The following is a 12054-nucleotide window of genomic DNA, read 5'->3' on the forward strand; positions in this document are numbered from 1 at the left end:
ACAAAGGACAGAGAAACGAATGGCGACCGCATCGCCCGCTTCTGATTTTGCGCCGGTGGCGGCATCCTCCGCCCCCGCTGCCACAACCCGCGACCCGCGGCTGGATTTCTATCGCGGTATTGCGATGTTCATCATCCTGATCGCGCACATCCCGAACGACCCTTGGGCCAGATGGATCCCGGCCCGTTTCGGATTCTCGGACGCGACTGAAATCTTTGTTTTCTGCTCGGGCATGGCTTCGGCGATCGCCTTTGGCGGCGCGTTCGAACGCAAGGGCTGGTGGATAGGTACCGCCCGGGTCAGCTTCCGCATCTGGCAGGTCTACTGGGCCCATATTTGCCTGTTTTTCTTTGTCGCCATGTCCATGGCGGCACTGGATCTGTCCGGAGCCTTCGACAAAAGCTATGTCTCGGGATTGAACCTGCAGCATTTCTTCAACGACCCGATGCCACAGATGGTGGGGCTGTTCACCCTGACTTATGTGCCGAACTATTTCGACATCCTGCCGATGTACCTGGTCGTTCTGGCAATGATGCCGATGTTCATGGGCCTGTCGCGCCTCAGCATCTGGGCGGTCGGGTTGGTCTCGGTCGCGATCTGGCTGGTGGCGCAGACCGGTATGCTGGCGCTTCCGGCCGAACCGTGGTCGGACCGCCAGTGGTTCTTCAACCCGTTTGGATGGCAGTTGCTGTTTTTCACGGGCTTTGCATTCATGCGGGGCTGGATTCCTGCGCCGCCGGTTTCCAAGACGCTGATCTGGGCCGCGGCATTGTTCCTTGTCCTCTCGGCCCCGTTCGGATCGTGGAAAGTGTTCTTGTGGGTGCAGGCGGCCGCCCCGGATCTTGCCGAGAACATCCGAAAGGTCTGGCCCCTTACAAGCGAGCTGCGCGAAAAAACCGATTTCGGCCTGTTCCGGTACATGCACTTCCTGTCGCTGGCTTACCTGGGTTGGGTGGCTGCAGGGCAACATGGGCATCGCCTGATCGCCACCGGCAACACGATCGGCGCGCAGCTGTGGCGATGGATCCTGAAGCAGATCACCAAAGTGGGCCAGCAGTCCTTGGCGGTTTTTGTATTTTCCATGGCAGCAGCACGACTTATCGGCGTTTTCCTCGACGAATTTGGGCGGGATTTTGCCACCGTTCTGGCCGCAAATCTAATTGGATTTGCATTGATCATCGGCGTGGCTTATCTGGCCGCTTGGTTCAAATCACACCCATGGAAATCGAAGTCATGAAGTTCACGCGTCGTGCATTCCTTGCGTCGACTACGGCGCTGGCCTTCGCCCCGGCCACCTTTGCCACCGGTGGCGAGGTGCCATTCGACCGGGCCGACATCATCGCCCTTGCCCGCGATCTGGCCAGCCGCCCCTACGAGGCGCGCGAAACCGTTCCGCAGGCGTGGCAGGACCTCACCTACGAGCAGTACCGCTCCATCCGTTTCCGGCTGGACCGTGCGCTCTGGTACGGGACCGATACGCCGTTCAACGTCGATTTCTTCACCCCCGGCCTCTACTTCCCGCGAACCGTTCAGGTCTCGGCGGTTGAGAACGGGATGACCGCGCCGGTTGCCTTCGACCTCGAGATGTTCGACCGGGCCGAGGATGTCCCCGATCTGCCCGTAGACGAAACGCTGGGTTTTTCGGGTTTCCGGCTGCGCACCGAGATGCATCGCCCTGGCAAGACGGACGAGTTCTGCGTCTTTCAGGGAGCCAGCTATTTCCGTGCCATCGGCCTGCACGAGGTCTATGGTCTGTCGGCCCGTGGTCTTGCACTAAAAACCGGGGATCCCGAGGGCGAAGAATTTCCGGATTTCATCCGATTTTGGCTGGAGCGCCCAAAGCCCGGCCAGCGCAACATGATCGTTCACGCCCTGATGGACAGCCCCAGTGTGACCGGCGCCTACCGGTTCGATATCTCGGCCGGCGCTGACTGCATCATGGAGGTGCAGGCAACCTTGTTTGCTCGGGAAGAACTTCCCCATGTCGGGATCGCTCCGGGGACGTCGATGTTCCTGTTCGATCAGACCAATCACAACCGGTTCGACGATTTCCGTCCGGCCGTGCACGACAGCGACGGGCTGATGATCCGAAACGGGGCCGGAGAAGTGATTTGGCGCCCGCTCGCCAATCCCAAGCGATTGCAGGTGTCCTCATTCGTCGACATGAATCCGCGCGGGTTCGGACTGATGCAGCGCAAACGCGCGTTTTCCGACTATGCCGACCTCGAGGCGCAATACCACAAGCGCCCCGGGCTTTGGGTCGAGCCGATGGGCGATTGGGGTAAAGGTACGGTCACTCTGGTCGAAATTCCGGCCGATCAGGAGATCTACGACAACATTGTCGCCTATTGGCGTCCTGCGGAACCGGTCGCTGCCGGTGCTCAGCTCGACTTGTCGTACCGCCTGATCTGGGGCGAGGAACCTCAGCGGACCGCCATGCCGCGGGTGATCAACACCGCAATGGGCGAGAACACTTTCGGCGAAGGACGGCTTGCGGTGATCGACTTCGAAGCCAGCGAGTTGTTCGACGATCCGGACGCCCTCAGCGTGTTCGTGCAGTCGCCTCATGCGGAAACCTCGGACGGGGTTCTGCAACGCAACCCGGATACGGGCGGTTTGCGTCTGGCCTTTTCGTTTCAACCCGGCGACCGCGACCACGTAGAATTGCGCGCGCAACTGAGGCTGGGTGACGAGCCCGCCTCGGAAGTCTGGATGTACAGATGGACAGCATAATCCCGGACCTGAAAATCATGCCGCCCGAGGCACCGCTGGCAATGCCGGAGCAGGACTTTGGCGCCGGGTTTCGGGACGCCCAAGCACCTGCGGATGCCCGCCGGTCGTCGGCTGGCCTTTGGCGCGCATTGGCGTTTTCCCCTGCCATGGCCGCCTCGGTTGCTTTGCTGTGGGTCATGGCGGACTGGTTCGACGCCGAAGGGATAAACGTGGTCGAAGCCATCCTGTTGGCATTGATTTCGTTCAATTTCTTCTGGATTTCCTTCACGGTCTGCACCGTCCTTCTGGGCATGGTCTCTCTGGCCCGGCAAGAGCGTCCGGTACGGCAGGGTCGCGCGCAGCCACTGCGGGTTGCTTTGCTGATGCCCGTCTACAACGAAGTGCCGTGGAACGTGTTGGGCAATGCCCGCACGATGCTGGAAGAATTGCGCGCCCGAGGGGGCAAGCATCACTATGCGATGTTCATCCTGTCAGACACCCGCGATCCGGAAATCGCGGCCCAGGAACAGGCCAGCATCGAGGCGCTGCGTACCACGCTCGCCCCGGGGCTTGAGCTGTATTACCGACGCAGAGAACAGAATACGGACCGCAAGGTCGGCAATATTGCTGATTGGGTCAGCCGCTGGGGTGGCGCTTGGGATGCAATGCTGGTTCTGGACGCCGACAGTCTGATGACCGGGCGCGCGATCGCGCGGCTGACCGACGCGCTGGCCCGCGATCCCGGCGCCGGCCTGATCCAAAGCTATCCGCAACTGATCGGTGCCCAGTCCGTCTTTGCACGGATGCAGCAGTTCGCCAATGGTGTATACGGCATCGCATTTGCAGAGGGCCTGTCCCGTTGGTGTGGCCAGGAAGGCAACTATTGGGGCCACAACGCCATCATCCGTACCAAGGCCTTTGCGACCTGTGCGGGTCTGCCCAAGCTGCGCTCGCTCTCGGGCCAGGAACAACTGATCATGAGCCACGACTTCGTCGAGGCCGGGTTGCTGCGCCGCGCCGGTTGGGGCGTTCGCTTTCTGCCGCGCATCCGAGGCTCGTACGAGGAAACACCGCCGACATTGATCGACCACGCCCTACGCGACCGCCGCTGGTGCCAGGGCAACCTGCAGCATCTGCGTCTGCTCGGCTCGACCGGGTTTCGGGCCGTGTCGCGGTTTCATCTGTTCCACGGCGCCGTCGGATACCTGATGTCACCCTTGTGGTTCGCACTGCTGGTCATGTGGGCGTTGATCGGTCAGGGCAAGGATGCTTCGGTGCTGCACTATTTCAGCCCCGACAATCCGATGTTCCCCCAGTGGCCGGAAATGACCGAAACGCGGCATGTTCTGATCATCCTTGTCATGTACGCGATGCTGCTGGCCCCCAAAATTCTGGGTGCACTGGCATTGCCCCTCAGCGGTGTTCGCTATGAAGATTTCGGCGGCCGGACCCGGTTTCTTGCGTCATTCCTGTTCGAGGTCGTGCTGTCGATCCTGTACGCACCGATCCTGATGGTGCAGCAGATGATCGCCGTGTTCCGCACCGTTCTCGGTGTGCAAAAAGGCTGGACCCCGCAGGCACGGGATGGCGGCACTTATGGGCTGCGGACGCTGATCGTGTGTCACGCGCTCGAAACCATCAGCGGCTTCGCGCTGAGCGCGGGTATCCTGGCCGGGTTGGTCTCGGTCTGGTTGGCTCCGATCGCCATCAGCCTGACCTTTGCGGTACCGCTCTCCGCACTCAGCGGCGTATCTGCGGCAGCAGCGCGTCGCATGGTCGGCATGCCCGAGGATTTCCACGAGCCCGCCATCACGCGGGCGGCACGTTCGCATCGCAACGAGTTGAAACGCCTGATCGAGGGCAAAGGAACCATGACCCCGGCGGAATGATCACCCGCCGGGCAACCCTTCGTACCAATCCAGCATCATGTCGGCCCAGCCCCGCGGAACTGTATGACCGCCGGGAAACAGCGCGAACTCCAATGCACTGCCGTCAGCACAGGCGGTCCACTTGCGGCGCATGAACTGACCTGTCGTTGAAAACCCGTCCGGACGGTTGTCGGCGCATTCGTTGGCCTGCCGCCAGATTTCAAGCCCGGCGAAGATGTCGCCCTGAAGGAACCGACCGCCGCCCAGTGCGCGCCCCTCCAGCGGCACCACGTTGTCGGTCCAGCCATGTGTGTGGAACAGGCGCACGGGCCCCGCACAACTTTCGGGATGCGGGCGCCAGAATCCGCCTGAGACCGGCACATAGGCCGAGAATGCCTCGGGATCGGCGCAGGCCAGATAGTTCACCATAAAGCCGCCGGCCGAGAATCCTCCCAGCACCACGCGATGGTCATCGATCCCGAACCGTTGGACCGCATCCGCAACAACCTCCTTCAGGAACGCGGCTTCGTCTCGCCCGTCCCACCCCGGATAGAAGTTCCAGCTCTTTCGCCCGTTGCGCTCGGCCCCCTCGGGTGCCATGACCGCGTATCCCCGTGCCAGCAGGGGTTCGACCATGCCGCGGTTTTTCATGGTTCCCTGCGCGCTGCCGCCATACCCGTGCAGGAACACGACCAACGGCGGGTTGGAGTCTTCCGGCAGCTCGATGCGATAGCTTCCGGTTTTAGTCTCGCAAACACCCTGATCCTGCCCACACGCGGCCAATGCCGGAGTTGCGGCGGTTGCGATCAACACAGCCAACAGGTCCCTGAGCCTCATCACGCCCCCTCCGAACACGCCTGCACCGGCAGCCCGGCCCGCACCCAGCCCGGACCTGCGGCTGACCCCAGCATCCCTTCGGGCACGTCAAGAATGTTGCCGTAGCCCGCCTCGGTCAACCTGTTGCCCAGCCGCGCTGACCGCACACCACGGGCGCAGATCAAGGCAATCGGCCGCCCCTTGTCACCGCCAGACAGGCGATCCAACGCATCCAGAAAGTCTTCACGGCGCATGTCCAGCGGTTGGGCGCCCTGCCCGATGCCTGAGGCCCGCCATTCGCGCGGGGTCCGAATGTCGAGCAACAGGATTTCCCCCGCAACAGCCTTTTCGTGCGCCCGAGCGACGGTCAACGTACCGCCAGAAAAGTCGTCGGGGATCAGACGGTATTCACGGATCGCAAAACCCGCGAGAACAGCGGCCGCGCCCCCAAGGAACACGCCTCTGCGGCTGAGCCTGGTTGTGATCGCCAATGTGCACCCTCCGGTTTCTCCAAGCCGGTTTTATCACGGGTCCGCCTCCGACGCTGCGCCGAAAAGCCGGGTACGGATCAAGTTCGCGTCATTTTCGCGCAGGCTTTGGCCAAAAATTCGCGGGGAGTAGTGCAAGGTGAAAAACTTGCAATAGCTGGACAGTCAATAAATTATCCTTACAAAATCAACAGCACCCTGACCGCTCAGCCCGGAGTATCGCAGTTGTCCCTATTCCTTATCGCGGCCCTTCCCTTCCTCGGAGCTGTCTTTCCCGCCCTGCTGATCCGCGCCGGGCGCAACGCAGCCGCGTCGGCAGCGGGATTGACCACGTTTCTGGCCTTGATGGGGCTGCTGATTCATATCCCAGACGTCATGAACGGCACGGTGGTCACCGCGCGGTTCGACTGGATTCCAGGGCTGGGGTTGAACGCCAATTTCATGCTGGACGGGCTGGGATTTCTGTTCGCGCTGCTGATCCTTGGCATTGGTCTGCTGATCATCCTGTACGCGCGGTTCTACCTGTCGCGTGAAGACCCAATGGGGCAATTCTATACCTATCTCCTGCTGTTCCAGGGCGCGATGGTCGGTATCGTTCTGTCCGACAACATACTGCTTTTGCTGGTTTTCTGGGAATTGACCTCGCTCAGTTCGTTCTTGCTCATCGGCTATTGGAAACACCTGCCCGAAGGCCGCCAGGGCGCGCGGATGGCGCTGGCGGTCACCGGGTCCGGCGGGCTGGCGATGATTGCGGGGATGCTGATCCTCGGCAATATCGTGGGGTCCTATGACCTGAGCGTGATCCTCCAGAACCGCGAACTGATCCAGTCTTCGCCCTACTACCTGCCGGCGTTGATACTGATCCTGCTGGGATGTTTCACCAAGTCGGCCCAGTTCCCGTTCCATTTCTGGCTGCCGCATGCAATGGCCGCTCCAACGCCGGTTTCGGCCTATCTGCACTCGGCCACGATGGTGAAGGCTGGCCTGTTTCTGATGGCGCGCATGTGGCCGGTTCTGGCCGGAACCGAGGCGTGGTTCTACATCGTCGCCACCACCGGCCTGGTGACCATGCTGATCGGCGCGGTGATCGCGCTGTTCAAGGATGACCTCAAGGCGTTGCTGGCCTTTTCGACGGTGTCGCATCTGGGGCTGGTCACGATGCTGCTGGGCTTTGGCACCAAGATCGCGGTCGTGGCCGCCATCTTTCACATCATCAACCACGCCACCTTCAAGGCCGCCCTGTTCATGACCGCCGGGATCGTGGACCACGAAACCGGCACCCGGGACATCAAGCGCCTGGGCGGCCTGCGCCATTTGATGCCGATCACCTTTTCGATTGGAACAATCGCCGCATTGTCCATGGCAGGGATTCCACCTTTGAACGGATTCCTGTCGAAGGAAATGATGCTGGAAGAAACCGTGCACACGGTCTGGCGAAACTCGCACTATCTGGTGCCAGCCCTTGCCCTGGTAGCCGCGATCTTCTCTGCCGCATATTCCTTCCGGTTCGTGTCCCACGTCTTCCTGGGCCCTGAACGCGAGGATTACCCTGCGCACCCGCATGACCCGCCGGTGGGGCTGTGGCTGGCTCCGGCATTCCTGGTCGTGCTGGTCGTGCTGATCGGCCTGAACTCGGCCGCCATCGTCGGCCCCTTGGTTGCGGTTGTGTCTTCCGCGGTGATCGGCGGCGAGAAGCTGCCCTATTACTCACTGAAGCTGTGGCACGGGTTCACGCCTGCCTTGTACATGTCGATCGTCGCAACTTTTGGCGGCCTCTTCCTGTTGGCTTTGCACCGCCGCGGCGAGCAGGTCTGGAATATCCTGCCCCGCCCCGAGGCCAAGACCATCTTCGACGCCGTGATCGGCGGATTGACCGCCGCCAGCCGCTGGATCACGGACGAGCTGCACAACGGTGTCATCAGTCGCTATGCGATTATCCTGATCGCCTTTACGGTCGGCCTTGGATACTATGCCTATTCGACCGGCACGATTGGCGTTGAAACGCGGGTTCCGCTGCCGGCTCCGATCATTCCGATCATCGGCTGGCTGTGCCTGATCGTGGCGACGATGGGCATCATGTGGTTCCACCGGAACCGTTTGCTGTCGCTTGTTTTGATCGGTGTCGTCGGCCTGATCGTGTCGATGGCCTTCAACTATCTGTCCGCGCCTGATCTGGCCCTGACGCAGATTTCGGTCGAAGTCGTCACGATGATACTGCTGCTGCTGTCGCTGAATTTCCTGCCGACCGAGACCCCATGGGACAGCAGCGCGGCACGGCGTTGGCGTGATGCCGCCATTTCGGTGGTGGCCGGTATCGGAGCTGGGGGCTTGATCTATGCGCTCATGCTGCGCGATTTCGCCTTCCCGACGATTTCGGAATTCCACCTGGCCAATTCCTACAAGGGTGGCGGCGGCACCAATGTGGTCAACGTGATCCTGGTGGACTTCCGGGGATTTGATACCTTCGGCGAGATCATCGTGCTGGGGATCGCGGCCCTGATCATCTTTGCCCTGACCGAAGCCGTGCTGGGCACCAGTGTCCGGGCCTACCTGCTGAACCGCAAACCGCACTGGCCCCAGTCAGGTGACTCGCACCCGCTGATGATGGTTGTCGCTACACGTGTGATGATGCCGATCGCCCTTATGGTGGGCGCCTACATCTTCTTCCGGGGGCACAACCAGCCCGGAGGCGGGTTCATCGCCGGTCTGGTGGTCGCGATCGCCTTCCTGATGCAGTACATGGCCAGCGGCTATACCTGGGCGATCGAGCGGCAGCGGTTCTACTACCATGGCACCATCGGCTGGGGTGTTCTGATCGCTGCGGCCACGGGTTTGGGCGCCTGGTTCAACGAGCGGCCCTTCCTGACCAGCGATTTCGGCTATCTGCATTGGCCGCCGCTGGAAGAGTTCGAATGGGCCACGGCCATGCTGTTCGACACAGGCGTGTTCCTTGCCGTTCTGGGCGCCGTGATGTTGGCGCTGGACAGCCTGTCGCGCTTTGCGTGGCGGCCGGGCATGGCACAGGAATTCCCGATGGACATCAACCCGTTGCGGGATGATCTGGCCGAAGAGCAAGAAAAAGCGAAGGAGCAGGGCTGATGGAAGCACTCGTCGCATCGGCCGTTGGCGTTCTGACCGCCGCGGGGATCTTTCTGATCCTGCGCCGTCGGACCTTTCCGGTCATCCTTGGCCTGTCTCTGCTGACCTATGCGGTCAACGTGTTCCTGTTCGCCACGGGACGGCTGGCCGTGAACGCGCCTGCAGTTCTGAACAAATACGAAGAGGTTCCCTATACCGATCCATTGCCGCAGGCCCTTGTTCTGACGGCGATTGTGATCTCGTTCGGGATGACAGCTGTGATCGTGATGATCGCTCTGGGCGCCTACCTGTCTTCGAAGGATGACCATATAGACATGGCCGCGCAGGACAGCGTGGATGACACAGGAGAAGACGCATGAACCACTGGATCGTTGCGCCGATCGTCCTGCCCGCGATCCTAGCCCCCTTCATCATCATGGTTCTGCGGTACCATCTGGACCTGCAGCGTATCTTTTCAGTCGCCGGTGTGGTGGGTCTGCTCGGCATCGCGCTGACCATCACTGCGCAGGCAGCGGGCGGCGAGATTCATGTCTACGAGCTGGGTGATTGGCCGGCCCCGTTTGGCATTGTTCTGGTCCTTGACCGGTTGTCCGCGATGATGGTGTTGCTGACGGCGTTGCTGGCCTTGCCTGTCGTGCTGTACGCCATCGCGTCCGGATGGGACGAACGCGGCAACCACTTTCATCCGTTGTTCCAATTCCAGCTTATGGGTGTCTGCGGCGCCTTCCTGACCGGCGACGCTTTCAACCTGTTCGTGTTTTTTGAGGTATTGCTGATCGCCTCCTACGGCCTGATGACCCATGGCGGCGGCGCGGTACGCCTGAAGGCCGGGGTGCAATACGTCACCTACAACCTCTTGGGGTCAACTCTGTTCCTGTTTGCATTGGGCACGATCTATTCGGTTACCGGTACCCTGAACATGGCCGACCTGGCCGTGCGCGTCGCGGAAATTCCGGTCGAAGACACCGCCCTGTTGCGCGTGGGTGCGGTTCTTCTGCTGCTGGTCTTCTGCATCAAGGCCGCTGTCCTGCCGCTGCATTTCTGGCTGCCGGCCAGCTATGCCAACGCGCCGCTGCCAGTTGCCGCGCTGTTTGCGATCATGACCAAGGTGGGGGCCTATTCGATCCTGCGGGTCTATACTTTGGCATTCGGCCCGGATGTTGCCGTCACCGAAGGACTGGTTGGTGACTGGCTACAACCTGCCGCGCTGGTGACCCTTGCCATCGGCTCGATCGGTATTCTGGGCACGCGGCACATCGCGCGCATGGTTGCGTTTTGCGCCATCGCCTCGATGGGAACGCTGCTGGTGGCTATTTCCTTGTTCACCGAGACGGCCACAGCCGCCGCTCTGTATTACGTCTACCATTCAACCCTTGCGACCGCACTGCTGTTCCTGGTGGCCGATCTGGTGATGGAACGTCGAGGAGGGGCCATTGCGCCCCGCCCGCCGATGCCGCAAAGCGGGCTGATCTCGGCGCTGTTCTTCGTAGGAGCCATAGCGATGGCGGGCATGCCGCCGTTGTCGGGGTTCATCGGCAAGCTTCTGGTGCTGGATGCGTCTTGGTATGCGCCGGATGCCACTGCGGTCTGGGCGGTCGTTCTGATCGGATCCTTTGTCACCATCGTGGGTCTGGCTCGCGCTGGGTCCCTGATCTTCTGGAAAAGCTATGACGCCAGCACCCAGATCGAACCGGAACCCGAAACCGAGGCCACCAACGATGATGAACCCCCGCACCGGCCCGCGCCTGAACCGCAGCCGGGGCTGGCGTTCACCTCGGTGTTCGGAGTGGTTCTGGGCCTCGTCCTGCTGACCCTGTTCGCCGGACCCTCGCTGGACTACACTCGCAAGACCGCCGCGCAACTGTTCGCGCCGGAACAGTACATCTCGGCCGTATTGGGAAGGGAAGACTGATGAAACTGCTGCGCCGGATATTCCCCCACCCGCATCTGAGCTTCCTGCTGACTCTGGTCTGGGTGCTGTTGGCCAACGCGCCCTCGCTGAACTCGTTGGTGTTTGGATTGCTTCTGGGGATCATCATTCCCTTCATCACCCAACCCTACTGGCCCGACCGGCCCATCCTGCGGAACTGGCCCATGGTCGTTGAGTACATGATCGTGGTTCTGTGGGACATCGTGGTGGCCAACGTGACCGTGGCCCGCATCATCCTGTTCAAACGCGACGCGGACAGACAACCGAACTGGATCTCGATCCCGCTGGAACTGCGCACACCCGAAGCGATCACGGTACTGGCTGGAACCATCACCATGACTCCGGGCACCGTCAGTTGCGACCTCTCGGCCCAAGGGCATTGTCTGCTGGTCCATTGCCTGGACGCTCCGGATCCGGGCGCGGTACGAGACCAGATCAAGCAGCGTTACGAGCGCCGCCTGAAGGAGATTTTCGAATGATCGAATATGCAATCTATTTTGCCTTTGCCTGCTTTGGGGCCGCGATCATGATGTGCCTGTGGCGGATCATCACCGCCGACGGTGTGGGAACGCGAGTGCTCGCCCTTGATACGATGGTGATCAACACCATCGCCCTGATGATCCTGTACGGCCTGCATCTGGGCACCGAGATCTTTTTCGAAGCCGCCATGATCATTGCCATGCTGGGCTTTGTTTCGACCGTGGCCTATGCGCGCTTTATGCTGCGCGGCAACATCATCGAGTGAGGCCGCCATGGAATTCATCTTCGAGCTTCTGATTGCATTTTTCCTGATCGTTTCAGGGATTTTCGGCTTTGTCGGGTCATTCGGCATGATCAAGCTGAAGGATCCGATGTCGCGGCTGCACGCCCCGACCAAAGCCACCACGCTGGGCGTGGGCGGTGTGTTGCTGGCCTCGATCTTTCATTCGATCCTGATCGAACAGCGCCTTTCCATGCATGAACTGCTAATCACGCTGTTCCTGTTTCTGACGGCTCCGATCACGGCTCTGTTCATTGCCAAGTGGCACATTCACCGCCATGAAGCCCCCGAGGATCTGCCGGACGCGGGCGAAGACAAGCTTTGGGCCACCCACGCGGTCGAGCAGGTCGAAGACGTCCCGGATCACAGCGCGAACTGACT

11 protein-coding genes are annotated in these 12054 nt (G+C 61.2%); 9 read left to right on the forward strand and 2 right to left on the reverse strand.

Translation table 11 applies throughout. From position 1 onward, the window contains the following. Positions 1 to 19: 19 nt before the first annotated feature. Genes AC2FML_RS05730 through mdoH form a run of 3 tightly spaced genes read left to right on the forward strand, consistent with a single transcriptional unit; the run spans position 20 to position 4601 of the window. Positions 20 to 1237, forward strand: a complete 1218-nt coding sequence (locus AC2FML_RS05730) for an OpgC family protein (protein ID WP_496735040.1) — start codon at positions 20 to 22, stop codon at positions 1235 to 1237. Further along, positions 1234 to 2733 (forward strand): OpgD/OpgG family glucan biosynthesis protein, encoded by a 1500-nt coding sequence (locus AC2FML_RS05735; protein WP_170390553.1) that lies wholly within the window; start codon positions 1234 to 1236, stop codon positions 2731 to 2733. The genes AC2FML_RS05730 and AC2FML_RS05735 overlap by 4 nt, the downstream gene beginning before the upstream one ends. Beyond that, complete coding sequence (mdoH, locus tag AC2FML_RS05740) at positions 2721 to 4601, forward strand: glucans biosynthesis glucosyltransferase MdoH (protein ID WP_170358424.1); 1881 nt, start codon at positions 2721 to 2723, stop codon at positions 4599 to 4601. Before AC2FML_RS05735 ends, mdoH begins: the two co-directional genes overlap by 13 nt. Here the strand turns inward: mdoH and AC2FML_RS05745 are convergent, their stop codons facing one another. Further along, positions 4602 to 5417: a CE1 family esterase gene (locus AC2FML_RS05745; RefSeq protein ID WP_496782348.1), complete on the reverse strand. Its 816-nt coding sequence runs from the start codon at positions 5415 to 5417 to the stop codon at positions 4602 to 4604. It lies immediately after the preceding gene. Beyond that, positions 5417 to 5887, reverse strand: coding sequence for a rhodanese-like domain-containing protein (locus tag AC2FML_RS05750; RefSeq protein ID WP_496782350.1), 471 nt, complete (start codon positions 5885 to 5887; stop codon positions 5417 to 5419). The genes AC2FML_RS05745 and AC2FML_RS05750 overlap by 1 nt, the downstream gene beginning before the upstream one ends. A gap of 222 nt (positions 5888 to 6109) precedes the next feature. Between AC2FML_RS05750 and AC2FML_RS05755 the strand changes: the two genes are divergently transcribed. From AC2FML_RS05755 to AC2FML_RS05780, 6 genes are read left to right on the forward strand one after another with little or no spacing between them, the layout of a single operon-like run. Then, positions 6110 to 8983, forward strand: coding sequence for a monovalent cation/H+ antiporter subunit A (locus AC2FML_RS05755; RefSeq protein ID WP_170417877.1), 2874 nt, complete (start codon positions 6110 to 6112; stop codon positions 8981 to 8983). Next, on the forward strand, positions 8983 to 9342 hold the full coding sequence (locus AC2FML_RS05760; protein WP_480635459.1) for a Na+/H+ antiporter subunit C: 360 nt from the start codon (positions 8983 to 8985) through the stop codon (positions 9340 to 9342). Before AC2FML_RS05755 ends, AC2FML_RS05760 begins: the two co-directional genes overlap by 1 nt. Next, positions 9339 to 10895, forward strand: a complete 1557-nt coding sequence (locus AC2FML_RS05765; protein WP_170402042.1) for a monovalent cation/H+ antiporter subunit D — start codon at positions 9339 to 9341, stop codon at positions 10893 to 10895. Before AC2FML_RS05760 ends, AC2FML_RS05765 begins: the two co-directional genes overlap by 4 nt. Continuing rightward, positions 10895 to 11392, forward strand: a complete 498-nt coding sequence (locus AC2FML_RS05770) for a Na+/H+ antiporter subunit E (RefSeq protein ID WP_170337690.1) — start codon at positions 10895 to 10897, stop codon at positions 11390 to 11392. The genes AC2FML_RS05765 and AC2FML_RS05770 overlap by 1 nt, the downstream gene beginning before the upstream one ends. Next, positions 11389 to 11658 carry a K+/H+ antiporter subunit F gene (locus AC2FML_RS05775; RefSeq protein ID WP_093962617.1) on the forward strand — a complete coding sequence of 90 codons (270 nt, stop codon included), beginning with the start codon at positions 11389 to 11391 and terminating at the stop codon, positions 11656 to 11658. The genes AC2FML_RS05770 and AC2FML_RS05775 overlap by 4 nt, the downstream gene beginning before the upstream one ends. Before the next feature lie 7 nt (positions 11659 to 11665). Then, positions 11666 to 12052, forward strand: coding sequence for a Na+/H+ antiporter subunit G (locus AC2FML_RS05780; protein ID WP_093962618.1), 387 nt, complete (start codon positions 11666 to 11668; stop codon positions 12050 to 12052). The last annotated feature ends 2 nt before the right edge of the window (positions 12053 to 12054 follow it).

It is taken from the genome of Ruegeria sp. BHSC029, assembly GCF_059613085.1.